Origin of the sequence: Bradyrhizobium sp. (assembly GCF_030697065.1) — a bacterium.
Lineage (GTDB): Bacteria > Pseudomonadota > Alphaproteobacteria > Rhizobiales > Xanthobacteraceae > Bradyrhizobium.
Window position 1 is genome coordinate 1 of record NZ_JAUYQU010000056.1, and the last position, 26,166, is coordinate 26,166.

At 64.8% G+C, this 26,166-nt stretch carries 20 protein-coding genes and 1 pseudogene; 15 read left to right on the forward strand and 6 right to left on the reverse strand.

All coding sequences use genetic code 11. The features are described 5' to 3' along the window. The 3 genes from Q8R73_RS03795 to Q8R73_RS03805 form a co-directional block, all read right to left on the reverse strand. Positions 1–609: Bax inhibitor-1/YccA family protein (locus Q8R73_RS03795; protein WP_305718201.1), on the reverse strand; the 609-nt coding region annotated here is incomplete at its 3' end. 273 nt (positions 610–882) lie between these two features. Continuing rightward, entirely contained in the window at positions 883–3,468 is a 2,586-nt protein-coding gene (locus tag Q8R73_RS03800; RefSeq protein WP_305718202.1) for an ABC transporter permease, read from the reverse strand. Next, positions 3,465–4,199, reverse strand: a complete 735-nt coding sequence (locus tag Q8R73_RS03805) for an ABC transporter ATP-binding protein (protein WP_305718203.1) — start codon at positions 4,197–4,199, stop codon at positions 3,465–3,467. The genes Q8R73_RS03800 and Q8R73_RS03805 overlap by 4 nt, the downstream gene beginning before the upstream one ends. Between Q8R73_RS03805 and Q8R73_RS03810 the strand changes: the two genes are divergently transcribed. From Q8R73_RS03810 to lpdA, 11 genes are all read left to right on the forward strand, one after another. After that, a complete protein-coding gene (locus Q8R73_RS03810; RefSeq protein WP_305718204.1) occupies positions 4,198–4,902 on the forward strand; it encodes an arylesterase in 705 nt (234 codons plus the stop codon). The genes Q8R73_RS03805 and Q8R73_RS03810 overlap by 2 nt on opposite strands. 134 nt (positions 4,903–5,036) lie before the next feature. Continuing rightward, complete coding sequence (gene thpR / locus Q8R73_RS03815) at positions 5,037–5,573, forward strand: RNA 2',3'-cyclic phosphodiesterase (protein ID WP_305718205.1); 537 nt, start codon at positions 5,037–5,039, stop codon at positions 5,571–5,573. A 144-nt stretch (positions 5,574–5,717) separates the two neighbouring features. After that, positions 5,718–6,902, forward strand: coding sequence for a cell division protein ZapE (gene zapE / locus Q8R73_RS03820; protein WP_305718206.1), 1,185 nt, complete (start codon positions 5,718–5,720; stop codon positions 6,900–6,902). A gap of 238 nt (positions 6,903–7,140) precedes the next feature. Further along, positions 7,141–8,109, forward strand: a complete 969-nt coding sequence (gene mdh / locus Q8R73_RS03825; RefSeq protein ID WP_291867862.1) for a malate dehydrogenase — start codon at positions 7,141–7,143, stop codon at positions 8,107–8,109. 158 nt (positions 8,110–8,267) lie between these two features. Further along, a complete protein-coding gene (gene sucC / locus Q8R73_RS03830) occupies positions 8,268–9,464 on the forward strand; it encodes an ADP-forming succinate--CoA ligase subunit beta (protein WP_305718207.1) in 1,197 nt (398 codons plus the stop codon). A gap of 3 nt (positions 9,465–9,467) precedes the next feature. Next, a complete protein-coding gene (locus Q8R73_RS03835; RefSeq protein ID WP_305718208.1) occupies positions 9,468–9,947 on the forward strand; it encodes a DUF1579 family protein in 480 nt (159 codons plus the stop codon). 37 nt (positions 9,948–9,984) lie between these two features. Further along, positions 9,985–10,869: a succinate--CoA ligase subunit alpha gene (gene sucD, locus Q8R73_RS03840; protein WP_305718209.1), complete on the forward strand. Its 885-nt coding sequence runs from the start codon at positions 9,985–9,987 to the stop codon at positions 10,867–10,869. Positions 10,870–11,003: 134 nt separating this feature from the next. Continuing rightward, positions 11,004–13,979 (forward strand): 2-oxoglutarate dehydrogenase E1 component, encoded by a 2,976-nt coding sequence (locus Q8R73_RS03845; RefSeq protein WP_305718210.1) that lies wholly within the window; start codon positions 11,004–11,006, stop codon positions 13,977–13,979. A 120-nt stretch (positions 13,980–14,099) separates the two neighbouring features. Beyond that, a complete protein-coding gene (gene odhB / locus Q8R73_RS03850; protein WP_305718211.1) occupies positions 14,100–15,350 on the forward strand; it encodes a 2-oxoglutarate dehydrogenase complex dihydrolipoyllysine-residue succinyltransferase in 1,251 nt (416 codons plus the stop codon). Positions 15,351–15,450: 100 nt separating this feature from the next. Further along, positions 15,451–16,197, forward strand: coding sequence for an SDR family oxidoreductase (locus tag Q8R73_RS03855; protein ID WP_305718212.1), 747 nt, complete (start codon positions 15,451–15,453; stop codon positions 16,195–16,197). 35 nt (positions 16,198–16,232) lie between these two features. Next, on the forward strand, positions 16,233–17,636 hold the full coding sequence (gene lpdA / locus Q8R73_RS03860; RefSeq protein WP_305718213.1) for a dihydrolipoyl dehydrogenase: 1,404 nt from the start codon (positions 16,233–16,235) through the stop codon (positions 17,634–17,636). A gap of 52 nt (positions 17,637–17,688) precedes the next feature. On the opposite strand, the gene Q8R73_RS03865 is transcribed toward lpdA, so the two are convergent. Next, positions 17,689–18,279 (reverse strand): DUF4337 domain-containing protein, encoded by a 591-nt coding sequence (locus tag Q8R73_RS03865; RefSeq protein WP_305718214.1) that lies wholly within the window; start codon positions 18,277–18,279, stop codon positions 17,689–17,691. Positions 18,280–18,383: 104 nt separating this feature from the next. Beyond that, positions 18,384–19,286, reverse strand: a complete 903-nt coding sequence (locus tag Q8R73_RS03870) for a tyrosine recombinase XerC (RefSeq protein WP_305718247.1) — start codon at positions 19,284–19,286, stop codon at positions 18,384–18,386. Positions 19,287–19,528: 242 nt separating this feature from the next. On the opposite strand from Q8R73_RS03870, the gene Q8R73_RS03875 reads away from it, so the two are divergent. Then, complete coding sequence (locus Q8R73_RS03875; RefSeq protein ID WP_305718215.1) at positions 19,529–21,739, forward strand: primosomal protein N'; 2,211 nt, start codon at positions 19,529–19,531, stop codon at positions 21,737–21,739. 178 nt (positions 21,740–21,917) lie between these two features. Here Q8R73_RS03875 and Q8R73_RS03880 read toward each other — a convergent pair whose 3' ends face one another. After that, positions 21,918–22,415, reverse strand: a complete 498-nt coding sequence (locus Q8R73_RS03880; protein WP_305718216.1) for a septal ring lytic transglycosylase RlpA family protein — start codon at positions 22,413–22,415, stop codon at positions 21,918–21,920. 650 nt (positions 22,416–23,065) lie between these two features. On the opposite strand from Q8R73_RS03880, the gene Q8R73_RS03885 reads away from it, so the two are divergent. From Q8R73_RS03885 to Q8R73_RS03895, 3 genes and pseudogenes are all read left to right on the forward strand, one after another. Continuing rightward, on the forward strand, positions 23,066–23,626 hold the full coding sequence (locus Q8R73_RS03885; protein WP_305718217.1) for a F0F1 ATP synthase subunit delta: 561 nt from the start codon (positions 23,066–23,068) through the stop codon (positions 23,624–23,626). Then, positions 23,626–25,155, forward strand: a complete 1,530-nt coding sequence (gene atpA / locus Q8R73_RS03890; protein WP_305718218.1) for a F0F1 ATP synthase subunit alpha — start codon at positions 23,626–23,628, stop codon at positions 25,153–25,155. The genes Q8R73_RS03885 and atpA overlap by 1 nt, the downstream gene beginning before the upstream one ends. 115 nt (positions 25,156–25,270) lie before the next feature. Beyond that, positions 25,271–26,149: pseudogene (locus Q8R73_RS03895) on the forward strand (F0F1 ATP synthase subunit gamma). Positions 26,150–26,166 lie beyond the last annotated feature (17 nt).

The following is a 26,166-nucleotide window of genomic DNA, read 5'->3' on the forward strand; positions in this document are numbered from 1 at the left end:
CACGCCGACCACCGACACGATGAACTGCAGCATCGAGCTGGCGAGGAAGATGTTGACCACGCTCGCGATGATGACGCCGAACAGGCCCATGATCAGGAACGAGCCCATGCCGGTCATGTCACGCTTGGTGGTGTAGCCGTAAAGGCTCAGCGCACCGAACGAGGCAGCCGTGATGAAGAACACCCGCACGATCGAGGTGTGCGTGTACACCAGGAAGATCGACGAGAGCGAGATGCCCATCAGCGCCGCGAACGCCCAGAACATCAGCTGTGCCGTAGCGGGCTTCAGCCGGTTGATGCCGAACGAGATCGCGAACACCATGGCCAGCGGCGCCAGGATGAACAGCCACTTCAGCGGGCTGACATACATCGCGTAGCCGAACTGCGTCAGATAGGCGTTGCCGAACCTGGCCGCGGCGCCGGCCTGATCGGTGGTCACCGCCGCCATATAGACACCCAGCGCAGCGAGGCCGGTGATGGCCAGGCCGATGGTCATGTAGTTATAGATGCGCAGCATGTAGGAGCGCAGACCGGCGTCGACGATCGCAGCGTCAGTGCGCCCGGCGGCCCGGCCGAAGGGAGAAGCGTAGTTGCGGTCTAGGTCCGACATGGTCGAATTCCCATTTGTTGGCCCGGCGAAGCAAGGGTTTGCCGCGCCAGCTAGAAAATCTATCTCAGATGCCGTCTCTGCTGACAGGACTTTGCGTCAACAGGCCGGCGTCTGACCCGACTGATATGTGGGAAACTACCACATTCACCGCAAGTTCACCGCCAGCTTCCATGCGCGGCTGAATGTCGCTCTGCGGCATGTTATCAGGCGGCGCCCGAGGCGGGCGGGTCGCGGCAAGCCCGCGTTAACCTTGGCGGCCACCATTACAATTTGTTACAGATTTCGCAGCACCGTTGCCGGCTTCTGGTTCAGGGCCAGCAGCGTGCCGAGGAGCCCGAGGCCCACCGTCACGATCAGCGCCGCCGCCACCACGCCCGCGGCGCTGCCGGCCTGCCAGGTGAAGCTCAGGGTCATCAGCCGGGTCACGATCAGCCAAGCGGCAACGGAACCGGCGAACACCCCGAAAATCGCGGTGGCAAAGCCGATCATCAGATATTCCAGCGCATAGGCGCCAAGCAGCCGGGCCCTTGTGGCGCCGAGGGTTTTCAGGATGACGGCGTCGTAGACCCGGTGGCGGTGGCCGGCGGCCAGGGCGCCGCCCAGCACCAGGATGGCCGAAATCAGCGTCACCGTGCTGGCGCCGCGGATCGCCAGCACCAGATTGGTCACCACCGTCCCGATGGTCTCCAGCGCCTCGCGCACCCGCACGCTGGTCACCGTCGGGAAGGCGTCGGCTACCGCCTTGACGATCCGGGCGTCGCCGGCGGGGTCCGGTTGGGCCTCGGTCAGGGTCGCGATATGGGTATGCGGCGCGCCCTTGAAGGCGTTGGGCGAGAATACCAGCGCGAAATTGATGCCCAGCCCTTGCCAGTCCACGGTGCGCATATTGCCGACGGTGGCCGGGATGTCGCGGCCGAGCACGTTGATGACGATCTCGTCGCCGATCCTGAGGCCGAGCCCGTCGGCGATCTTCTTCTCGATCGAGACCAGCGGCGGGCCGGCATAATCGGCGCTCCACCATTGGCCCTCGACCACCTTCGATCCCTTGGGAATTTCGGCGGTATAGGTCAGGCCGCGATCGCTCTGCAGCACCCATGCGATATCGGATGACGGTTTGAGCTCTTCCGCCTTGACGCCACGGGCGCCGACGATGCGTCCGCGCAGCATCGGCACGTCCTCGACGGTCGATTGCGGCGCGGTCTGCTTCAGGAAGGCGTCGAAACGTTCGGACTCGCCGGTGGGAATGTCGATGAAATAGAACGACGGCGCGCGGTCCGGCAACGCCGCCAGGAATTGCCGCCGCAGATTGCCGTCGATCTGGGTGATGGTGACCAGCACCGCGAGGCCGAGGCCGAGCGACATCACCACCGACGGCGTCAGCGCGCCGGGCCGGTGGATGTTGGCGATCGCCAGCCGCAGCATGGTGATGCGGGTGCGCGGCAGCCGACGCGCCAGCGCCATCAGGCCGGCGGCGATGCCGCGCAGGAGCGCGAACACCACGATCGAGGAGGCCACGAATACCGCCGCGACCCGCTTGTCATAGGCGAGCCCGATCGCCACCGCGATCAGCAGCGAGATCACGGCAGCCATCAGCACCAGATAACCCCAGCGCGGGCGATGCCATTCGCTGCTGACCGCCTCGCGGAACAGCGCCGCCACCGGAACGTCATGCACCCGGCCGAGCGGCCACAATCCGAAGGCGAGCGCGGTCAACAGGCCGTAGACGAACGACAGCGCCAACTCGTCGAGATGCAGCGCCGGCACCACCGGCAGCGGCAACAGCTTGCCGAAAATGCCGACGATGGCAAAGGGCAGCGCCGCGCCGGCGACAAGACCGATCACCGATCCGACGGTGGCGAGCACGACCACCTGGGTCAGATAGATGGTGAAGACGTCGCGGCCGGTGGCGCCCAGCGCCTTGAAGGCGGCGATGACGTCGCGGCGGCGATCGATATGGCTCTTGACGGCATTGGCGACGCCGACGCCGCCGACCAGCAGCGCGGCGAGGCCGACCAGGGTCAGAAACTGGGTGAAGCGGTTGATGGTGCGTTCGAGTTGCGGCGAAGCATTGTCGCGGCTGCGGATCTCCCAGCCGGCCTCGGGCAGGCTGCTTCGGGCGTCATCGGCGAGCGCGGCCGCGGCGCGATCATTGGCGGCGCTATCGGGCAGTTTGACCCGATAAATCCAGCGCACCAGACTGCCCGGCTGCAGCAGCCCGGTGGCGCGCAGACCGGCTTCGCTGACCAGGAAGCGCGGACCCAGCCCGACGCCGCCGGCCAGCTTGTCCGGCTCGGCTGAGACCAAGCTGCGAATCTGGAATGTCGCATTGCCGACGGAGATGCGGTCGCCGACCTTGAGATCGAGCCGCGCCAGCAGAATCGAATCGGCGGCGGCGCCAAACGCGCCGTCACGCTCCGCCAGCAAATCCGCCACCGGCATCGCTGGTTTGAGCGTCAATACGCCGAGCATCGGGTAGGCACGGTCCACCGCCTTGAGCTCGACCAAAGCGAGGCGGCCATCGCCGGTGCGGGCCATGCCGCGCAGCGTCGCGGCGACGGAGACTTCGCCGCGCGATCGCAGAAACGCGATTTCCTCCGGCTTGGCCTCGCGCTGGATCAGGGAGAAGGCGACATCGCCGCCGAGCAGGGTGCGGCCCTCGCGCGCCAGCCCGTCGCCGAGGCTCGCCGCTACCGACCCGACCCCGGCAATCGCCAGAACGCCAAGCGCGATGCAGGCAATGAACACATAGAAGCCGCGCAGGCCGCTGCGCAATTCGCGCAGGGCGTAGCGCAGCGCGAGCGCCGTGGCGCGGCTGCCGGAGTTGGGTTCGGCGGTAATACGTTCGAGAGCAAGGCTCATGAAGCGGCTTCGCGAACGGCGGGCTGGGTGTCGATCCGGCCGGAGCGCAGCCGCACCACGCGGTCGCAGCGCTGCGCCAGCGAGGTATCGTGGGTGACCAGCACCAGCGTCATGCCGCGCTCGGCATGCTGGGTGAACAGCAGATCGACGATCTGTTTGCCGGTGGTTTCGTCCAGATTGCCGGTAGGCTCGTCAGCCACCAGGATCGCCGGGTCGGGCGCCAGCGCGCGGGCGAGCGCGACGCGCTGCTGTTCGCCACCGGACAATTGGGTGGGGTAATGATGCAGGCGGTCGCCGAGCCCGACCGAGGCCAGTTCCTGCGCCGCGCGCCTGGACGCATCGGGATTGCCGGCGAGCTCCAGCGGGACGGCGACATTTTCCAGCGCCGTCATGGTCGGAATCAGATGGAACGACTGGAACACGATGCCGACGTGGCGGCCGCGGAAGCGCGCCAGCGCATCCTCGTCGAGGGCATTGAACGGGGTGCCGCTGACCACCACCTCTCCGCTGTCAGGACGCTCCAACCCCGCCATCACCATCAGGAGGGTGGATTTTCCTGAGCCGGAGGGGCCGATCAGGCCGATCGCTTCGCCTGAAGCGACCCGCAGGCTGATATCCTTGAGGATATGCACGCGCGCCGCGCCCGCACCGAGCGAGAGATTGACGTTTGAGATGGCAATGGTGTCCGGCTCGGGGCCGGCCAGTGATGAGGGTTCGATGAGACTGTCCATGGTCCGCTCATATGGCACTTCCCCGGGCAAGGTCGAGGGGGCACGGCGGATGTTCGCGCACATGCTCGTGTTGAGCTTGGCGCTGCTGGCGCCCGCTACGGCCTGCGCCCAGGCGACGGCGGCCCGCGAGAGCAAGCCGGTGAAGATGGTGGTTCTGGGTGACTCGCTGAGTGCCGGCTTCGGCCTGTCGGCCCCCGCGGCGTTTCCCGCTCGGCTGCAAAAAGCATTGCAGTCCAAGGGCATAGCGGTCGACATCATCAACGCCGGGGTTTCCGGCGACACCAGTTCGGGCGGCCGCGACCGGCTCGACTGGTCGATCCCGGAGGGAACCCAGGCCGTGATTGTCGAGCTCGGCGCCAATGACGCGCTGCGCGGGGTCGATCCCAAGGTGACCCGATCGGCGCTGACGGACATTCTGACGCGGCTGAAGGCCCGCAACATCGCCGTTCTGCTGTGCGGGATGTACGCACCGCCAAATTACGGCGCCGATTACGCGGCCCGCTTCAACGCGATCTATCCCGACATCGCCAGGGAGTTCGGCGTGCCGCTGTATCCATTTTTCCTCGAGGGCGTCGCCACCGAGGCCAGTCTCAATCAGCCGGACGGGCTGCATCCGACCGCGGAGGGCATCGACGTCATCGTCAGGAACATCCTGCCCACGGTGGAGGCATTTCTGGGCACGATACCAGGGCAACCCAGTTGAAAAACAGGCAGCGATAACCTTAAGCACAGGAGTTTTCACGGGCCTCGCGCCCCATGCTTCGCAGAGTCACAATCCTGCGGTAAAAAATAATCATCGGTGATTCGATACCGGGTTCTTGCATCGGGAGTCTTGCGATGCCGCGCTTGTTCACTGGACTGGAAATCCCGGCCGAGATCGGCCAGACGCTTTCCAATTTGCGCGGCGGCCTTCCCGGCGCGCGCTGGGTCGACCCCGAAAATTATCACGTCACCTTGCGCTTCATCGGCGATATCGACGGCGTCGCGGCGAACGAGATCGCCTCGCTGCTGTTTCGCATCAACCGCAAGCCGTTCGAGGTCGCGCTGCAGGGCCTGTCGAGTTTTGGCGGCAAGAAGCCCCGCGCGGTGGTCGCTTCCGTCGTGCCGAGCCGCCCCCTGATCGAGCTGCAGGCCGAGCTGGAACGCCTGATGCAGCGCATCGGGCTCGACCCCGAGGGCCGCAAATTCACCCCGCATGTGACGCTGGCCCGGCTGCGTGACGCCTCCAACCAGGACGTCGCCGACTATCTGTCGGTGCGCGGTTATTTCCCCACCCGGGTGTTCACGGCGTCGCGCTTCGTGCTGTTCTCTTCCCGCGCCTCCACCGGCGGCGGCCCCTATGTGGTCGAGGATTCCTACGCGCTGAGCGCGTGAGCGGCGGTGTCGCGCCTGAGGTTCAATCGATAGGCCGCTCTACCCGCCTCGCGGCCATGACGAGTTTTGTGCAGGTCAGCCTCCGCATACCCCTCCCACTATTTCATACCTTGCAATTTTGCTCCCGCTGGGGCCGTAAGGGGCATGCTGTCTCCGCCCGATGCCTCGTTCCGCGCCCATTATGAGAGCCTCGTGTCCTCCGGCGCGATCGAGGCCGATCCCGCGCAGGCTGCGGCCGTCGATGCGTTTGCGGATCTCGAGGCGCGGCTGAGCGGCTACAAGCCGCTGCGCAAGCAAAGCCTGTTCGGCCGACTGTTTGCCGACAAGCGCGAGCCGCCACCGCGCGGCCTCTACGTCCACGGCGAGGTCGGCCGTGGCAAGACCATGCTGATGGACCTGTTTTTCCAGCAGAGCCCGGTGGTGCACAAGCGCCGCGCCCATTTCCACGAATTCATGGCCGAGGTGCACGAGCGGATCTACGGCTACCGCCAGAACATCAAGCGCGGCGAGATTTCCGATGGCGACGTGATCGGGCTCACGGCCGCCGCGATCTTCGACGAGGCCTGGCTTCTGTGCTTCGACGAATTCCACGTCACCGACATCGCCGATGCGATGATCCTCGGCCGGCTGTTCTCGAAATTGTTCGAGCTCGGCACCGTCGTGGTGGCAACCTCCAATGTCGCGCCCGACGATCTCTACAAGGGCGGCCTGAACCGGGCGCTGTTTCTGCCCTTCATCGCACAGATATCCACGCATATGGAGGTGCTGCGGCTCGACGCCCGCACCGACTTCCGGCTGGAAAAGCTCGCGGGCGTGAAGATGTGGCTGGTGCCGGCGGATCGCGGCGCCGCGGCCGCGCTCGACATGGCCTGGGGCCGGATGACCGGCAACGCGCCCTGCCGGCCGCGCGACATTTCGATCAAGGGCCGTATCCTGCGCGTGCCGTGTTCGGCGCATGGCGTGGCGCGGTTTTCGTTTCCGGACCTCTGCGAGAAGCCGCTGGCGGCGTCCGACTATCTGCGGCTCGCGCACGACTACCACACCATCATGATCGATCGCATTCCGGCGATGGATTACGCCGATCGCAACGCCGCCAAGCGCTTCATCACGCTGATCGACACGCTCTATGACAATGCGGTGAAACTGATGGCCTCGGCCGGGGCCGATCCGCTGTCGCTGTATGGAGCGACCGAAGGCCATGAGGCCAACGAATTCAAGCGGACATCTTCACGGCTGATCGAGATGAGTTCGGAATCCTATCTGGCGCTGCCGCACGGCCACAAGGATTCGGCCGCGAGCGGCTCCAGCACCGGATTGGTGGAGACGTAACACCGGTGCCGTCATTCCGGGATGGTCCGCAGGACCAGACCCGGAATCTCGACCGATAACCTCTGAATTCCGGGTTCGCCTCTTCGACGCGCCCCGGAATGACAACCGCCCCTGGTCGAAATCGAGGCAGGGGCGATAATTGGGCATAGGTTGACTTGAACGGGTCCTTCGAAAGGGATAACCAGCCATCCAGCTTCCTTCTACCCATCCTCCTTGACCTTCACAGGACAGATTTCCCATGGCGCGTGACAAGATTGCTTTGATTGGCTCCGGTCAGATCGGCGGAACCCTGGCTCATCTCATCGGCCTGAAAGAGCTGGGGGACGTCGTGATGTTCGACATCGCCGAGGGCGTGCCGCAGGGCAAGTCGCTCGACATCGCGCAATCCTCGCCGGTCGACGGTTTCGATGCGCATTTCACCGGCGCCAACTCCTATGAAGCGCTCGACAACGCCAAGGTCTGCATCGTCACCGCCGGCGTGCCGCGCAAGCCCGGCATGAGCCGCGACGATCTCCTCAGCATCAACCTCAAGGTGATGGAGCAGGTCGGCGCCGGCATCAAGAAATACGCTCCCGAAGCCTTCGTCATCTGCATCACCAACCCGCTCGACGCCATGGTTTGGGCGCTGCAGAAGGCCTCGGGCATGCCGCACAAGAAGGTGGTCGGCATGGCGGGCGTGCTGGATTCCTCGCGTTTTCGCTATTTCCTGGCCGATGAATTCAACGTCTCGGTCGAGGACGTCACCGCCTTCGTGCTGGGCGGACATGGCGACACCATGGTGCCGCTGGTGAAATATTCCACCGTGGCCGGCATTCCATTGCCCGACCTGGTCAAGATGGGCTGGACCTCGCAGGCACGGATCGACGAGATCGTCGACCGGACCCGCAATGGCGGCGCCGAGATCGTCAACCTGCTGAAGACCGGCTCGGCATTCTACGCCCCCGCCGCGTCCGCGATCGCGATGGCCGAGAGCTATCTCAAGGACAAGAAGCGCGTGCTGCCCTGCGCGGCCTATCTCAACGGCGAATACGGCGTGAAGGACATGTATGTCGGCGTGCCCGTCGTGATCGGATCGAAGGGTGTCGAGCGCATCGTCGAGATCGAATTGGCGGGCAAGGACCGCGAGGCGTTCGACAAGTCGGTGGGCGCGGTGCAGGGTCTGGTCGATGCCTGCAAGAAGATCGCGCCGGATCTGCTCGGCCGCTGATTCCGCCGGTTGCTCAGGGGTTCGCCGGAAGCGGACCCCGGAACAGGCGCCGGAGGCTCCGGAGCATGTGATGACAGCGATCGTGGCATATGGTGTGCCACCCAGCATAAGCACTAGAATTTCAGATTCGTCGCAATGAGGGTTTGGGGAACGTCCAGATGAACATCCATGAATACCAGGCCAAGGCGTTGCTGCGGGAATTCGGAGTGGCGGTGCCGCGCGGGGTCGCCATCCTCAAGGCGTCCGACGCCGACCTCGCCACCGACGAACTCGGCGGTCCGGTCTGGGTGGTGAAGAGCCAGATCCATGCCGGAGGGCGCGGCAAGGGCAAATTCAAGGAAGCCTCTGCCGGCGACAAGGGCGGCGTGCGCGTCACCAAGTCCGCCGCCGACGTCAACCAGTTCGTCAAGCAAATGCTGGGCGCAACGCTGGTCACCGAACAGACCGGCCCGGCCGGCAAGCAGGTCAATCGCCTCTATATCGAGGAAGGCTCCGAGATCGACAAGGAGTTCTATTTGTCGATCCTGGTCGACCGTGAAACTTCCAGAGTGTCGTTCGTGGCGTCCACCGAAGGCGGCGTCAACATCGAGGAAGTGGCGCACAAGACGCCAGAGAAGATCGTAACCTTCTCGGTCGATCCTGCTACCGGAATCATGGGCCACCACGGCCGCACAGTTGCGAAGGCGCTGGGCCTGGGCGGCAATCTCGCCAAGCAGGCGGAAAAACTGGTGGTGCAGCTGTATACCGCGTTCGTCGCCAAGGACATGGCGATGCTGGAGATCAATCCACTGGTGGTGACAAAACAGGGCGACCTGCGCGTGCTCGACGCCAAGGTGTCGTTCGACGACAACGCGCTGTACCGCCATCCCGAAGTCGTGGCGCTGCGCGACGAGAGCGAAGAAGACGCCAAGGAAATCGAGGCGTCCAAATACGATCTCAACTACATCACGCTGGACGGCACCATCGGCTGCATGGTCAACGGCGCCGGGCTTGCGATGGCCACCATGGACATCATCAAGCTCTACGGCATGGCGCCGGCGAACTTCCTCGATGTCGGCGGCGGCGCCGACAAGGCCAAGGTCACCGCGGCGTTCAAGATCATCACCGCCGATCCCAATGTGAAGGGCATCCTGATCAACATCTTCGGCGGCATCATGAAGTGCGATGTCATAGCCGAGGGCGTGGTCGCGGCGGTGAAGGAAGTCGGGCTGAAAGTGCCGCTGGTGGTGCGGCTTGAAGGCACCAATGTCGAAGCCGGCAAGAAGATCATCGCCGATTCCGGCCTCAACGTGCTGGCCGGCGACAATCTCGATGATTCCGCCCAGAAAATCGTCAAGGCCGTCAAGGGAGGCTAGCCCATGGCCCAGGACCATCTCGCCGCACCGACGCCACTCGCGGAGCACCGCAGGCTCTCGGCGTTCGCGGGCGAGTGGACCGGCGAGGAGATGGTGTATCCGTCGCGCTGGACCGCCGGCGGGCCCGCCATCTCGCACGTCACCGCCCGCATCGATCTCAACGGCTTCTATCTCATTCAGGACACCCGCCAGACCCGCGACGGCCAGGAAACCTTTGCGACGCATGGCGTGTTCACCTACGACCGCGAAGACCGGCTCTACAAATTGTTCTGGCACGACTCGCTCGGCTACTACCCGCCGTCGCCGGCCTCCGGCGGCTGGACCGGCAACGCCCTGATCCTGGTGCGCGGCTCGCTGCGCGGCAATGCGCGTCATGTCTATGAAATCATCGACGACAACAGCTACAGCATGAAAATCCAGTTCTCGCCTGACGCGGAAGGCTGGGCCGACGTGCTCACCGGCGTTTACCGGCGCATCCACTGATCCCTTTGTCCCGCCGTCCGCGAAAGCAAACCCAGACATGTCCATCCTGATCGACAAGAACACGAAAGTCATTTGCCAGGGATTTACCGGCAAGAACGGCACGTTTCATTCGGAAGCCGCAATCGCCTATGGCACCAAAATGGTCGGCGGCATTTCGCCGGGCAAAGGCGGGTCGGTGCATCTCAATCTGCCGGTGTTCGATACCGTGGCCGAGGCGCGGGAAAAGACCGGCGCCGACGCCAGCGTGATCTACGTGCCGCCGCCGGGTGCGGCCGACGCGATCTGCGAAGCCATCGACGCGGAAATTCCGCTGATCGTCTGCATCACCGAGGGCATTCCGGTGCTCGACATGGTGCGGGTCAAGCGCTCGCTGCAGGGATCGAAGTCGCGGCTCATTGGGCCAAATTGCCCTGGCGTGATGACCGCCGGCGAGTGCAAGATCGGCATCATGCCGGCCAACATCTTCAAGCCGGGCAATGTCGGCATCGTCTCGCGCTCGGGCACGCTGACCTATGAGGCCGTGTTCCAGACCAGCCAGGAAGGCCTCGGCCAGACCACCGCGGTCGGTATCGGCGGCGACCCGGTCAAGGGCACCGAATTCATCGACATGCTGGAAATGTTCCTGGCCGATCCCAAGACCACCTCGATCGTCATGATCGGTGAGATCGGCGGTTCGGCCGAGGAAGACGCCGCCCAGTTCATCCGGGACGAGGCCAGGCGCGGGCGCGCCAAGCCGATGGTCGGCTTCATCGCCGGCGTCACCGCCCCTCCGGGCCGCCGCATGGGACATGCCGGCGCCATCATTTCCGGCGGCAAGGGCGACGCCGGCTCCAAGACCGCGGCGATGGAAGCCGCCGGAATCACAGTCTCGCCATCGCCGGCGCGGCTCGGGAAGACTCTTGTCGAAAAATTGAAGTCCTAATTCAATCCTTGGTTCTTTTCGGGGCGAACATTCGCCCTAAATAGGGTAAAAGATGCCCTATCAGGCCGATCCGGTGCCCGGATCGGCCTTTGCGCCGTATTCCATGCGCTAGTCGAAATCACCAGGACGCCAGTATGTCTCGCCAGGACGCGAACGCCGCCTTTGCCCTCTCCTCGTTTTTGCAGGGCACCAATGCTCCCTATATCGACGATCTCTATGCCCGCTACGAGAAAGACCCCAATTCGGTCGACGCCGACTGGCAGGCCTTCTTCAAGAGCCTGAAGGACGCACCCGCCGACGCGCAAAAGAACGCCGACGGGCCGTCCTGGGGCCGGGACAACTGGCCGCTGACGCCGCGCGACGATCTGACGTCCGCGCTCGACGGCAACTGGGCGCAGGTCGAAAAGGCCGTCGGCGCCAAGATCGCCGCCAAGGCGCAGGCGCAGCCCAGGGCAAACGACAAGGGAAGTGAAGTCACGGCGGCCGACATTCATCAGGCCACCCGGGATTCGGTCCGCGCCCTGATGCTGATCCGCGCCTACCGCATGCGCGGTCATTTCCACGCCAAGCTCGACCCGCTCGGAATCGAGCCGGCGCGCGACCGCGAAGAACTCGATCCGCGGTCCTACAGCTTCACCGAGGCCGACTACGACCGCAAGATCTTCCTCGATCACGTGCTGGGCCTCGAATATGCGACGCTGCGCGAGATCGTGGCGATCTGCGAGCGCACCTACTGCCAGACGCTCGGCGTCGAGTTCATGCACATCTCCAACGGCGCGCAGAAGGCCTGGATCCAGGAGCGCATCGAAGGGCCGGACAAGGAAATCAGTTTTACCCGCGAAGGGCGCCGCGCCATCCTGATGAAGCTGATCGAGGCCGAGGGCTTCGAAAAATTCTGCGACGTCAAATTCACCGGCACCAAGCGATTCGGCCTCGACGGCGGCGAATCGCTGATTCCGGCGCTGGAGCAGATCATCAAGCGCGGCGGCAATCTCGGCGTGAAGGAAATCGTGGTCGGCATGCCGCACCGCGGCCGCCTCAATGTGCTGACCCAGGTGATGGGCAAGCCGCACCGCGCGCTGTTCCACGAATTCAAGGGCGGCTCGGCCAATCCCGACGCGGTCGAGGGCTCCGGCGACGTCAAATATCATCTCGGCGCCTCGTCGGACCGCGAGTTCGACAACAACAAGATCCATCTGTCGCTGACCGCCAACCCCTCGCATCTCGAAATCGTCGACCCGGTGGTGCTCGGCAAGGTGCGCGCCAAGCAGGACCAGCACGGCGATCCGCCGGACATGCGCATTTCGGTGCTGCCGTTGCTGCTGCATGGCGACGCCGCCTTCGCCGGCCAGGGCGTGGTGGCGGAATGCTTCGCGCTGTCCGACCTCAAGGGCTACCGCACCGGCGGTTCGCTGCATTTCATCGTCAACAACCAGATCGGCTTCACCACCTATCCGCGCTATTCGCGCTCCTCGCCCTATCCGTCCGACGTGGCGAAGATGATCGATGCGCCGATCTTCCATGTGAATGGCGACGATCCGGAAGCCGTGGTGTTCGCGGCCAAGGTCGCGATCGAATACCGGCAGAAATTCCACAAGCCGGTCGTCATCGACATGTTCTGCTATCGCCGCCATGGCCATAACGAGGGCGACGAGCCGGCGTTCACCCAGCCGGTGATGTACAAGAAGATCGCCACCCATCCCGGCACGGTCGAGATCTATTCCAAGCGGCTGATCGCCGAAGGCGTGATCACCGAGGGCGAGGTCGAGAAGGCCAAGGCCGACTGGCGCGCCCGGCTCGACGCCGAACTCGAGGCCGGCTCGGGCTACAAGCCCAACAAGGCCGACTGGCTCGACGGCAAATGGGCCGGCTTCAAGTCGGCCGACCAGGAAGAGGATCCGCGCCGCGGCGTTACCGGCGTCGATGTCGAGGTCCTCCGCGACATCGGCCGCAGGATCACCAAGGTGCCGGACGGCTTCCGGGTGCATCGCACGGCGCAGCGGTTCCTGGAGAACCGCGCCAAGGCGATCGATGGCGGCATCGGCATTGACTGGGCGACCGGCGAGGCGCTGGCGTTCTGCACGCTGCTGGAAGAGGGGCATCACGTCCGGCTGTCGGGACAGGATTCCGAGCGCGGCACCTTCTCGCAGCGGCATTCGGTGCTGATCGATCAGGAGGACGAGAGCCGCTATACGCCGTTCAATCACCTCGGCGTCGATCAGGGCCACTACGAAGTCATCAACTCGCTGCTGTCGGAAGAAGCGGTGCTCGGCTTCGAGTACGGCTATTCGCTGGCGGAGCCAAAAGCGCTGACGGTCTGGGAAGCGCAGTTCGGCGATTTCGCCAACGGCGCGCAGGTGCTGTTCGACCAGTTCATCTCCTCGGGCGAACGCAAATGGCTGCGCATGTCCGGCCTCGTCTGCATGCTGCCGCACGGCTATGAAGGGCAGGGACCGGAGCATTCCTCCGCCCGGCTCGAGCGCTTCCTGCAGATGTGCGCCGAAGACAACATGCAGGTGGTCCACCCCACCACGCCTGCCAACTTCTTCCACGTGCTGCGGCGTCAGCTGCATCGCGAGATCCGCAAGCCGCTGATCCTGATGACGCCGAAGTCGCTGCTGCGGCACAAGCGCGCGGTTTCGCGGCTCGACGAACTCGGCGCCGGCACCACGTTCCACCGGCTGCTCTACGATGACGCGGCGATGCTGCCGGACGAGAAGATCAAGCTGGTGCCGGACGACAAGATCCGCCGCATCGTGCTGTGTTCGGGCAAGGTCTATTACGATCTTTACGAAGAGCGCGAAAAGCGCGGCATCGACGACATCTATCTGATGCGCGTCGAGCAGCTCTATCCGGTGCCGCTGAAGGCGCTGGTGCACGAGCTCGCGCGCTTCAAGGGCGCCGAACTGGTCTGGTGCCAGGAAGAGCCGCGCAACATGGGCGCGTGGCATTTCATCGAGCCCTATCTCGAATGGGTGCTGAACCAGATCCACGCGCCGAACAAGCGTCCGCGCTACGCCGGACGCGCCGCCTCGGCGGCGACCGCCACCGGTTTGATGTCGAAGCATCTGGCGCAGCTCAAGGCCTTCCTGGACGATGCGCTGGGCTGACATCTAACTAAGTCGTCATGCCCGCGCTTGTCGCGGGCATCCACGTCTTACTTTGTGAAAACCGACCAAGGCGTAGATGGCCGGGACGAGCCCGGCCATCACGCAAGAGGAAACCAAACGATGACTGAAATTCGCGTTCCGACGCTCGGCGAATCCGTGACCGAGGCCACCATCGGCCGCTGGTTCAAGAAGGCCGGCGATGCCGTGGCGGTCGATGAACCCCTGGTCGAACTCGAGACCGACAAGGTCACGATCGAGGTTCCCGCGCCCTCCGCGGGCACGCTCGGCGACATCATCGCCAAGGACGGCGAGACCGTCGCGGTCGGCGCGCTGCTCGGCCAGATCAATGACGGCGCTGTCGCTGCCGCCGCCAAACCCGCTGCGGCCCCGGCCAAAGCAGCCGCGCCTGCCGCGCCGGCGCCCGCTGCCGCCGCGCCCGCTGCTGTCGCACCGAAAGCTGCGCCCTCGGATGCGCCGCTGGCGCCGTCGGTACGCAAGATTTCCGCCGAGAGCGGCGTCGATGCCGCCACCGTGCCCGGCTCGGGCAAGGATGGACGGGTGACCAAGGGCGACATGCTGGCGGCGATCGAGAAGGCGGCCTCGGCGCCGACCCCGGTCAATCAGCCGGCCGCCTCGGTGCAGGTGCGGGCGCCGTCGCCGGCCGACGATGCCGCGCGCGAGGAGCGCGTGAAGATGACGCGGCTGCGCCAGACCATCGCGCGCCGCCTCAAGGACGTGCAGAACACCGCCGCGATGCTGACGACCTTCAACGAGGTCGACATGAGCCACATCATGGCGCTGCGCGCCCAGTACAAGGACGTGTTCGAGAAGAAACACGGAAGTAAACTTGGATTTATGGGCTTCTTCACCAAGGCCTGCGTGCAGGCGCTGAAGGATATCCCGGCCGCCAATGCCGAGATCGACGGCACCGACCTGATCTACAAGAATTACTACCATGTCGGCGTCGCGGTCGGCACCGACAAGGGGCTGGTGGTGCCGGTCGTGCGCGACTGCGACCACAAGTCGATCGCCGACATCGAGAAGAGCATCGCCGATTACGGCCGCCGCGCCCGCGACGGCCAGCTCAAGATCGACGAAATGCAGGGCGGCACCTTCACCATCACCAATGGCGGCATCTACGGTTCGCTGATGTCGACCCCGATCCTGAACGCGCCGCAATCCGCCATTCTCGGCATGCACAAGATCCAGGAACGCCCGGTGGCAATCGCCGGCAAGGTCGAGATCCGGCCGATGATGTATCTGGCGCTGTCCTACGATCATCGCGTCATCGACGGCAAGGAAGCGGTGACGTTCCTGGTCCGCGTCAAGGAAAGCCTGGAAGATCCGGCACGGCTGGTGCTGGATCTCTGACGGCATTCCGAAACGGATGTCCGCCTCCGGGCGGCACCGCGGCGGCACGGTTCCGCCGGCGCCGATCGTCACCGCGGATTGCGAGCGAGGGGGATAAATCTTGACCGACAAGGTAGTGATCATCACCGGCGGAAGCCGCGGCATCGGCCGCGCCACCGCGATTGCGGCCGCAGCGCGCGGCTTTCGCGTCGTGGTCGGCTATGCCAGCAATGAAACCGCGGCGCGCCAGGTGGTCGCCGCCATCGAGGGCCGCAACGGCAAGGCAATCGCGGTGAAATGCGACGTCGGCGACGAGCGCGACATCCTCGCGATGTTCAAGGCGGCCGACGCATTCGGGACGCTCGGGGCGCTGGTCAACAATGCCGGCATCGTCGGGACGACGTCGCGGGTCGACGAGATGTCGGCCGAGCGCATCCAGCGCATGATGGCGGTCAACATCACCGGCAGCATACTGTGCGCGCGCGAGGCGGTGAAGCGGATGTCGACCCGCCATGGCGGCCAGGGCGGCGTCATCGTCAACCTGTCGTCGGTGGCCGCCAAGCTCGGTTCCCCCAATACCTATGTCGATTACGCCGCGTCCAAGGGCGCGATCGATTCCTTCACCATCGGGCTCGGCCACGAAGTCGCCGGCGAGGGCATTCGCGTCGCCGCGATCCGGCCCGGGCTGATCGACACCGAGATCCACGCCTCGGGCGGCGATCCCGAACGCGCCCACCGGCTCGCCGCCGGCGTGCCGATGAAGCGCGTCGGCACCGCAGACGAAATCGCCAGTGCCATCGTCTGGCTCATGTCGGACGATGCCTCCTACGTGACATCAGCCATTCTCGACGTATCGGGCGGGCGCTAATTCCTGTCACACGTTCCAGCTACAGGACTTCAATCATGGCTTCCTACGATCTCGTTATCATCGGCACCGGGCCCGGCGGATATGTCTGCGCGGTGCGGGCCGCGCAGCTCGGCATGAAGGTCGCCGTGGTCGAAAAGAACGCCACGCTCGGCGGCACCTGCCTCAATGTCGGCTGCATGCCGTCGAAGGCGCTGCTGCATGCCTCCGAAATGTTCGAGGAGGCCGGGCATTCCTTCGCCAAAATGGGCATCGGCGTTTCCGAGCCGAAACTCGATCTGCCAGCGATGATGAATTTCAAGCAGCAGGGCATCGACGGCAACGTCAAGGGCGTCGAGTTCCTGATGAAGAAGAACAAGATCGACGTCATCCACGGCAAGGGCAAGGTGCTCGGCAGCGGCAAGGTGGAGGTCACCGGCGGTGACGGCAAGACGCAAACGCTCGAGACCAAAAACATCGTGATCGCCACCGGCTCGGACATCGCGCGGCTGAAGGGTATCGAGATCGACGAGAAGCGCATCGTGTCGTCGACCGGCGCGCTGGCGCTCGACAAGGTGCCTTCGAGCCTGCTGATCGTCGGCGCCGGCGTGATCGGGCTCGAGCTCGGCTCGGTGTGGCACCGGCTCGGCGCCAAGGTCACCGTGGTGGAGTTTCTCGACCGCATCCTGCCCGGCATGGACGGCGAAGTCGCCAAACAATTCCAGCGCATTCTCGAAAAGCAGGGGTTTTCCTTCAAGCTCGGCGCCAAGGTCACCGGCGTCGATACCTCGGGCACGACATTGTCGGCCAGTGTCGAGCCGGCGGCGGGCGGAGCTGCCGAAAAGCTGGAGGCCGACGTGGTGCTGGTCTGCATCGGGCGCGTTGCCTACACTGAGGGCCTCGGCCTCAAGGAGGCCGGCGTCGCGCTCGACGATCGCGGCCGGATCCGGACCGATGCGCATTTCGCCACCAGCGTGAAGGGCGTCTATGCGATCGGCGATGTGGTGGCCGGTCCGATGCTCGCGCACAAGGCCGAGGACGAAGGCGTCGCCTGCGCCGAGATTCTCGCAGGCCAGGCCGGGCATGTGAACTACGACGTTATCCCGGGCGTCGTGTACACCACGCCGGAAGTGTCCGCCGTCGGCAAGACCGAGGAAGAGCTGAAGCAGGCCGGTATCGCCTATACCGTGGGCAAATTCCCCTTCACCGCTAACGGCCGTTCCAAGGTCAACCAGACCACGGATGGTTTCGTGAAGATTCTTGCGGACGCGAAAACCGACCGGGTGCTCGGTGTGCACATCATCGGCCGCGAGGCCGGGGAATTGATCCATGAGGCCTGCGTCCTGATGGAGTTCGGCGGCTCCGCCGAGGATCTGGCCCGCACCTGCCACGCCCATCCGACCCGCTCGGAAGCCGTCAAGGAAGCGGCGCTCGCGGTCGGCAAGCGCGCCATCCACATGTGATCCAGGCCCCGGCGGGCCTTCATCTCTTCCGGATGGAAGAAGGTGAAGAAAACTACATCAAATGCACGGCATGCGGCGCAAACAGGCCGATCGCCGTGAACGCCAGCCCGGTGACCGCCAGCAGGCCCGCCACCCAGGCCAGCGCGATCATGCCGGTGATGATGGTGGCCGACGCCAGCACGATGCCGATCTGAAACGCGGCCGAGGCGAGCTCGTAATGATGGTAGCGCGCCATCGAGAGATCGCGGGCATGTTCGGCCTGTTTGGCGCGCGCCGCCAGCTGCTCCGAACCTTCGCCGGTTTCGGGCTCCGAGCGGTAGCGCGCCGCGGTCTTCTTCCAGTTCTCGATCTGCTTCTCCAGCGCCGCCTTGGCGGCATCGTCGCCCATCAGGCCGAGGCTCAGGCGGGCCTGGTCCGACGTCGCCTCGACCACCGTGCGGCGGATGCTCTTGGCCTGGAAGAACGCCCACAGGTTGGAGGCCTCGACGTTCTTGCTGATGGAGTCGGTCTGCGCGCCCTTGCCCAGCGTTTCCGAGAACGCCAGAAACAGCGCGATCATGGCGATCAGCAATGCGATCTTCTTGTTGGAGCCGGACGCATGCTCGGCATGCTCCGCGTGCTCCATGCTTTCATGCGCGCCCATGATTCTCTCCCCCTGTGGAATGCAGACACGAATGACCGAACATCGCGGCCCACGCAAGTCGCAAGCGGATGTGACGGCCGTGTGTCGGGTTTGACAGATGGCGCTCAGGCGCGCGGATGCGCCGACTTGTAAACTTCCAGCAGCCGCTCACTGTCGATCCCGGTGTAGATCTGCGTGGTCGAGAGCGAGGCGTGGCCGAGCAGCTCCTGGATCGCGCGCAGGTCGCCGCCGCGGTTCAGGAGGTGGGTCGCAAAGGAATGCCGCAGCGCATGCGGTGTCGCGCTGTCGGGCAGGCCGAGCGCGCCGCGCAGCCGCTCCATGGTGAGCTGGATGATTCGCGGGCTGAGCGGGCCGCCCCGCGCGCCGACGAAAACAGGGCCTTCCGGCCTGATCTGATGCGGGCACATCGCGACATAGGCCTGCACCAGCGCCAGCACGTTCTGCAGCACCGGCACCATGCGGGTCTTGTTGCCCTTGCCGGTCACGATGATGACGTCGCCTTCGCCCGGCAGCGGCACTTCGCGGCGCTTCAGGCCGAGCGCTTCGGAGATGCGCAGGCCCGAGCCGTACAACAGCGCCATCACGGCGGCGTCACGCGCCCAGATCCAGGGGTCGCGGGTGTCGCCGGCGCGCTCGTCGGCGTCGGCAAAACGCCTGGCGGCCGCCATCTGGATCGGCTTGGGCAGGCTCTTGCCGACCTTGGGCGCGCGGATCGCCGAGAGCGCGCCGACCTTGCCCTTGCCCTCCTGTTCGAGGAAGCGCCCGAACGAGCGCAGACCGGCCAGCGCCCGCATCAGCGAGCGGCCGCCGATATCGTCGGCGCGGCGCATCGCCATGAACGCCCTGACGTCGCTGGCCTCGAGCGCGGCGAACTGCGCCAGCGTCACCCGCGCGCCCCAGTGCCGGCTCAGAAATCCCAGGCACTGGCGCAGGTCGCGGGCATATGCCTCCAGCGTCTTCGGCGACAGCCGCCGCTCGGCGCGCAGATGCGACAGCCAGCGCGTCATCTGCAGCGCGATGTCGTCGGCGGCGCAGTCGAGTTCGATCGGCTGGATCGCAGGAACGGACGCGGCAGGAATGGACTTGGTTGCGTTCTTGGCCACGGCGCTGCCTTGCTGATTTGGATGGACTATATCGCACTTCTTTCGTTTACCGTTCGCTAACCGGCCAAGGCGGCGGCGGCACTGGCCCCGGCCGGCGCACGGTCCTAAGCTGGCCCCGTCCTTTTGACTCCGAGTCTGATTCCCCGATGGACCATTCCGCGCGCGCCAGCACATCATCCGCCTCGTCGACGCGCGTCGTCGACGTGCTGGTGCCGGTCGCGCTCAATCAAAACTATTCCTACCGGGTGCCGCGCGGCATGGATTTGAAGCCGGGCGACGTGGTGTGCGTGCCGCTCGGGCCGCGCGAGGTGGTCGCAGTGGTGTGGGCGGAAAACGCCAATCCGGATCCGCGGCTGCATAACCGGCTCAAGGATGTCGGCGAGAAGCTCGACGTGCCGCCGCTGAAGCCGGAACTGCGTTCGCTGGTCGACTGGGTCGCCAACTACACGCTGTCGGCGCGCGGCATGGTGCTGCGGATGACGTTGCGGATGGGCGAACATCTCGGGCCCGAGCGGGTGCGGATGGGCGTGCGCCTGATCGGGGCCGCGCCAAAGCGCCTGACGCCGGCGCGGCGTCGGCTGATCGATATGCTGTCCGACGGCCTGCTGCACGGCAAAGCCGAGGCCGCCCGGGAAGCCGGCGTCAGCGCCGGCGTCATCGACGGCCTGGTCGACGAGGGCACGCTGACGGTGGAACCGATGCCGCGGGCGCTGCCGCCGCCGGCGCCCGATCCGTCCTTCTCCCAGCCTGACTTTACCAGCCAGCAGCGCATCGCCGTGGATGCGATGCGGGCGCTGGCGGCCAATGGCAGTTTTCATGTCGCACTGCTCGACGGCGTCACCGGCTCCGGCAAGACCGAAGTCTATTTCGAAGCCATCGCGGAGGTGATACGGCGCGAAAAACAGACGCTGATCCTGATGCCGGAGATCGCGTTGACCGGCCAGTTCCTCGACCGCTTTGCCGCGCGTTTCGGGGTGCGGCCGCTGGAGTGGCATTCCGAATTGACCCCGCGCACGCGGCAACGCAATTGGGCAGCGATCGCGGCGGGCGAAGCGCCTGTCGTGGTGGGCGCGCGCTCCGCGCTGTTTTTACCTTACGGCAATCTCGGGCTGATCATCGTCGATGAGGAGCACGACCAGGCCTACAAGCAGGACGAGGGCGCGCACTACCACGCCCGAGACATGGCGGTGGTGCGGGCCCATATCGCGAAAATTCCGATCGTGCTGGCGTCGGCGACGCCCTCGGTCGAAACCGAGGTCAACGCCCGAAAGGGCCGCTATCAGCGCGTGGTGCTGCCGGCACGGTTCGGCGGCCAGCACATGCCGCATATCGAGGCGATCGATCTGCGCCGCGCCGCGCCGCCGCGCGGCCGCTTCATCTCGCCGGTGCTGGCCGAACAGGTCCAAATCGCCATCGAGCGGAAGGAGCAGGCGCTGCTGTTCCTCAATCGCCGCGGCTATGCGCCGCTGACACTGTGCCGGGCCTGCGGCCATCGCTTCGCCTGCACCATCTGCGACGCCTGGCTGGTCGATCACCGCTTTCGCCAGCGCCTGGTCTGTCATCACTGCGGCTTCTCGATGCCGCGCCCGAAGGTCTGCCCGCATTGCCAGGCCGAGGAATCGCTGGTCGCGGTCGGCCCCGGTGTCGAGCGCCTGCAGGAGGAAGCCGCGCAATTGTTTCCGCAAGCGCGCACCATGGTGCTGTCGAGCGATCTCATAACCTCGATCGAGACCATGCGCAGCGAGCTGAACGAGATCGCGGCCGGCCGGGTCGACATCATCATCGGCACCCAGCTGGTGGCCAAGGGCCATAATTTCCCGCGCCTCAATCTGGTCGGCGTGATCGACGCCGATCTGGGCTTGAGCAACGGCGATCCGCGCGCCGCCGAGCGGACGTTTCAATTGCTCAACCAGGTGATCGGCCGTGCCGGCCGCGACCAGGGCCGCGGCGTCGGTTACCTGCAGACCCACCAGCCCGAACATCCCGTGATGAAGGCGCTGGTGGCGTGCGACCGCGAGGCGTTCTACGCCAGCGAGATCGAGGCGCGCGAACGATCGGGCTATCCGCCGTTCGGCCGGCTCGCCAGCCTGATCATTTCGGCCGGCGACCGGCCTACCGCGGAAGGCTTTGCGCGCAAGCTGGCGGCGATCGCGCCGCTCGACGAGCGGATCAAGGTGTTGGGTCCCGCCGAAGCGCCGCTCGCCGTCATCAAGGGCCGCTATCGCTTCCGGCTGTTGGTCAAGTCGCTGCGCCATGTCGACCTGTCGGAATATCTGCGCGAATGGCTCGCGACGGCGCCGAAGACGAAAGGCAATCTCAAGCTCGAGGTCGACGTCGACCCGCAGAGCTTTTTGTAAAGGATGCCGTCATTCCGGGGCGCGCGTCGAAGACGCGAACCCGGAATGACGAACGCAAAAAGCCTGCCGTCAGGGCGACGGCAGGCTTCTTCGGCACACAGAAAGTTCTGCGGCCCTACTCGGACGCAACGCTTGCTGGATCTGTCCGAAGGAATGGGCGATCAAACGCCCGAACGGGTCACAGGACCTCGGCGACCACGCGACCGACGCCCTTGGCGCGGGTCAGTCCGACCGCGCTCGCCGCGCCGGTCGACAGGTCGAGTACGCGGCCCTTGATGAACGGTCCGCGGTCGTTGATGGTGACGACGACGCTGCGGCCGCCATGGGTCACCTTCAGCTTGGTGCCGAACGGCAGGGAGCGGTGAGCGGCGGTCATGGCGTTCTGATTGAAGCGCTGGCCGGAGGCGGTCTTGCTGCCGGATTCATTGCCATAGAACGAAGCCATTCCCGAGAAGCTGCGCCCGGAGCCCGACGACGGCGGGACCGCCGCATTGGCATTGAGCCAGGACGGTTTGGCGGATTTGGCGGCGTGATGGGAATTGCGGTGGTGCTGCTTTTTGGATTTGGCGGCAGCTTCGGTGACGCCTGCACCGAGCAGGAGAGTTGCGGCGAAAAGGGCTAACGCCGTGCGAGACCGGGTTAGTTTTCCCGGTGTCGGGTTATTGGAAGTCAGCATATAAAACGTCCCTCAAGATAGTATTGCCACATATGTGGCAAGTGGAACCCCCGTCCCGATGTGAGTGGCCGTCGTTTGGTGTCTTAATGAGGCGTAAACTAGGCAGTCTAATTGTTTCATGTCGGCCTGAAACATCTTGTGACCGAATGCAGATAATCGATAAATGTTCCGTAATTCTACGGATTAAGATAAAATTAACTTAATTATTACTCGGAAATACTGACAAGCAAAGTCATCGTCGGAGCAGACGGTCATCGGTCAAGTAACGCGTGGATGGAATGACTCGCGGGAGCCGCTGTTCCCGCCTTCGGATCATGGGAGGCATGCAGCACGACCGCGGAACGATTCACGGCTGTGAGCGCAAGGCGACATTGCGGGCAGCGAATGATTTGCTGCACCGGATTCGCGGCCGGGCAACGGCCTGCACAGCGGCTGCAAAAGAACCTGCGACAAGGCATCGCCAGTCGCCGCGGTCATGTTGCACCTGCGCTCTTGCTATGTTAGCAAAGCCGCGATTTTAGCGAGCCCGGTGATGTCCGTGCCGGTCGTAAATCGAAGTCCCGCTTGAATTCCAAGGGCTTGGATCGCTAGGCGCCGCATCGTGGCGACGGTTCTTGCCTTGCGAGTTTGACAGCAAAAAAGAGCGCGCAGTGGCTGCTGAAGATCCGTCGGTTTCGGGAGTGTCCGGTCGTTACGCAACGGCTCTGTTCGAGTTGGCGCGCGATGAAAAATCCATCGATGCGGTGAAGGCTGATCTCGAGAAATTCGAGGCCATGCTCGCCGATAGCGCTGATCTGAAGCGGCTGGTCCGCAGCCCGGTTTTCTCGGAAGGCGAGCAGTCGCGGGCGCTGGCCGCCGTGCTCGACAAGGCTGAAATTTCGGGCGTCGCCGCCAATTTCCTCAGGGTCCTCACCGCCAACCGCCGGCTGTTTGCCATCGCCGACGTGATCCGCGCGTTCCGCGCGCTGGTGGCCAGGTTCAAGGGCGAGGCCACCGCCGACGTGACGGTCGCCGAACAGCTCAGTGACAAGAATCTCGACGCCCTGAAGACCGCCCTGAAATCGGTAACGGGCAAGGACGTCGCGCTCAACGTGAATGTCGATCCCTCGATCATCGGCGGCCTGGTCGTCAAGCTGGGCAGCCGCATGGTGGATAGTTCGCTTCGCACCAAACTCAATTCGATCAAGCACGCGATGAAAGAGGCAGGCTGATGGACATCCGCGCCGCGGAAATTTCCGCGATCCTCAAGGACCAGATCAAGAATTTCGGCCAGGAGGCTGAAGTTTCCGAAGTCGGACAGGTGCTGTCCGTCGGCGACGGCATTGCCCGCGTCTACGGCCTCGACAACGTCCAGGCCGGCGAAATGGTCGAATTCGAGAACGGCACCCGCGGCATGGCGCTGAACCTCGAAACCGACAATGTCGGCATCGTGATCTTCGGCGCCGACCGCGAGATCAAGGAAGGCCAGACCGTCAAGCGCACCCGCGCCATCGTCGATACGCCGGTCGGCAAGGGCCTGCTCGGCCGCGTCGTCGACGCGCTCGGCAACCCGATCGACGGCAAGGGTCCGATCCAGGCCGAGAAGCGCATGCGCGTCGACGTCAAGGCGCCCGGCATCATCCCGCGCAAATCGGTCAACGAGCCGATGGCGACCGGCCTCAAGGCGATCGATGCCCTGATCCCGGTCGGCCGCGGCCAGCGCGAACTGATCATCGGCGACCGCCAGACCGGCAAGACCGCGATCGCGCTCGACACCATCCTGAACCAGAAGCCGCTCAACGCGCAGACCGACGAGAAGATCAAGCTGTATTGCGTCTATGTCGCGATCGGCCAGAAGCGCTCCACCGTCGCCCAGTTCGTCAAGGTGCTCGAAGAGCAGGGCGCGCTGGAATACTCCATCATCGTCGCGGCCACCGCGTCCGATCCGGCGCCGATGCAGTACATCGCGCCGTTCACCGGCTGCACCATGGGCGAATATTTCCGCGACAACGGCATGCACGCCGTCATCATCTATGACGATCTGTCGAAGCAGGCCGTCGCCTACCGCCAGATGTCGCTGCTGCTGCGCCGCCCGCCGGGCCGCGAAGCCTATCCCGGCGACGTGTTCTATCTGCATTCCCGCCTGCTCGAGCGCGCCGCCAAGCTCAACGACTCCCAGGGCTCCGGCTCGCTGACGGCGCTGCCGATCATCGAAACCCAGGCCAACGACGTGTCGGCCTACATCCCGACCAACGTGATCTCGATTACCGACGGCCAGATCTTCCTGGAAACCGATCTGTTCTTCCAGGGCATCCGTCCGGCGGTGAACGTCGGCCTGTCGGTGTCGCGCGTCGGATCGTCGGCGCAGACCAAGGCGATGAAGAAGGTCGCCGGCAAGATCAAGGGCGAGCTGGCGCAGTACCGCGAAATGGCGGCGTTCGCCCAGTTCGGAAGCGATCTCGACGCCTCGACGCAGCGCCTGCTGAACCGCGGTTCGCGCCTCACCGAGCTTTTGAAGCAGCCGCAATTCTCGCCGCTGAAGATGGAAGAGCAGGTCGTGGTGATCTATGCCGGCGTCAACGGCTATCTCGACGCGCTGCCGGTCGCCAAGGTCCGCAGCTTCGAGGACGGCCTGCTGTCGCTGCTGCGCGGCAAGAACGTCGACATCCTCAACACCATCCGCGACACCCGCGATCTCAGCGACGACACCGCCGCCAAGCTCAAGGCCGTGGTCGAGGGTTACACCAAGACGTTTGCTTGATGTCGTTCGCTTGAACGACATTCGTTGATTGCCGTCATGACCGGTGCAACGCCGGGCGTGACGAAAAAGGGGCTTGCGGTAGGGTCATGGACCGGATCGCCGGGGTGAACTGAGAATGGCTTCACTGAAAGACATGCGGGTCCGCATCGCCTCCACCAAGGCGACGCAGAAGATCACCAAGGCCATGCAGATGGTCGCGGCCTCCAAGCTGCGGCGCGCGCAGAGCGCGGCCGAGGCGGCGCGTCCCTACGCGGAAAAGATGGATGCGGTGATCTCCAATATCGCCGGCGCCGCCGCCGGTTCGCCGGTCGCTCCGGCGCTGCTGGCCGGTACCGGCAATGACCAGGTGCACCTGTTCCTGGTCTGCACCGGCGAGCGCGGCCTGTCCGGCGCGTTCAACTCGTCGATCGTGCGGCTCGCCCGCGAGCGCGCGCTGGCGCTGATGAACCAGGGCAAGGAAGTCAAATTCTTCTGCGTCGGCCGCAAGGGCTATGAGCAGTTGCGGCGCACCTTCGAGCGGCAGATCGTCGAGCACGTCGAACTGCGCTCGGTCCGCCAGCTCGGTTTCGTCAACGCCGATGATATCGCGAAGAAGGTGATCGCACGCTTCAATGCCGGCGAGTTCGACGTCTGCACGTTGTTCTATTCGCGCTTCTAGTCGGTGATCTCGCAGATCCCGACCGCGCAGCAGATCATTCCGCTGGTGGTGGAAGCGCCCGCCGCCAATGCCGGCCCGGCGACGCCCTATGAATACGAGCCGGAAGAGGACGAGATTCTGGGCGGCCTGCTGCCGCGCAATCTGGCGGTGCAGATCTTCCGCGCGCTCCTGGAAAACAACGCTTCGTTTTACGGCGCGCAGATGAGCGCGATGGACAACGCCACCCGCAACGCCGGCGACATGATCCGCAGGCAGACGCTGATCTACAACCGCACCCGTCAGGCGATGATCACCAAGGAGCTGATCGAGATCATCTCCGGCGCCGAGGCGCTTTGAGTTTCGGACTTCAAGGA

Bases quoted from the DNA above. Each gene is read 5' to 3' on its own strand.
- odhB (WP_305718211.1), top strand. From the start codon at position 14,100: ATGACTGAAATTCGCGTTCCGACGCTCGGCGAATCCGTGACCGAGGCC.
- Q8R73_RS03865 (WP_305718214.1), bottom strand. From the start codon at position 18,279: ATGGGCGCGCATGAAAGCATGGAGCACGCGGAGCATGCCGAGCATGCG.
- zapE (WP_305718206.1), top strand. From the start codon at position 5,718: ATGCTGTCTCCGCCCGATGCCTCGTTCCGCGCCCATTATGAGAGCCTC.
- Q8R73_RS03845 (WP_305718210.1), top strand. From the start codon at position 11,004: ATGTCTCGCCAGGACGCGAACGCCGCCTTTGCCCTCTCCTCGTTTTTG.
- Q8R73_RS03880 (WP_305718216.1), bottom strand. From the start codon at position 22,415: ATGCTGACTTCCAATAACCCGACACCGGGAAAACTAACCCGGTCTCGC.
- sucD (WP_305718209.1), top strand. From the start codon at position 9,985: ATGTCCATCCTGATCGACAAGAACACGAAAGTCATTTGCCAGGGATTT.
- Q8R73_RS03835 (WP_305718208.1), top strand. From the start codon at position 9,468: ATGGCCCAGGACCATCTCGCCGCACCGACGCCACTCGCGGAGCACCGC.
- mdh (WP_291867862.1), top strand. From the start codon at position 7,141: ATGGCGCGTGACAAGATTGCTTTGATTGGCTCCGGTCAGATCGGCGGA.
- Q8R73_RS03870 (WP_305718247.1), bottom strand. From the start codon at position 19,286: ATGACGCGCTGGCTGTCGCATCTGCGCGCCGAGCGGCGGCTGTCGCCG.
- sucC (WP_305718207.1), top strand. From the start codon at position 8,268: ATGAACATCCATGAATACCAGGCCAAGGCGTTGCTGCGGGAATTCGGA.
- Q8R73_RS03875 (WP_305718215.1), top strand. From the start codon at position 19,529: ATGGACCATTCCGCGCGCGCCAGCACATCATCCGCCTCGTCGACGCGC.
- Q8R73_RS03810 (WP_305718204.1), top strand. From the start codon at position 4,198: ATGGTCCGCTCATATGGCACTTCCCCGGGCAAGGTCGAGGGGGCACGG.
- lpdA (WP_305718213.1), top strand. From the start codon at position 16,233: ATGGCTTCCTACGATCTCGTTATCATCGGCACCGGGCCCGGCGGATAT.
- Q8R73_RS03800 (WP_305718202.1), bottom strand. From the start codon at position 3,468: ATGAGCCTTGCTCTCGAACGTATTACCGCCGAACCCAACTCCGGCAGC.
- atpA (WP_305718218.1), top strand. From the start codon at position 23,626: ATGGACATCCGCGCCGCGGAAATTTCCGCGATCCTCAAGGACCAGATC.
- Q8R73_RS03805 (WP_305718203.1), bottom strand. From the start codon at position 4,199: ATGGACAGTCTCATCGAACCCTCATCACTGGCCGGCCCCGAGCCGGAC.
- thpR (WP_305718205.1), top strand. From the start codon at position 5,037: ATGCCGCGCTTGTTCACTGGACTGGAAATCCCGGCCGAGATCGGCCAG.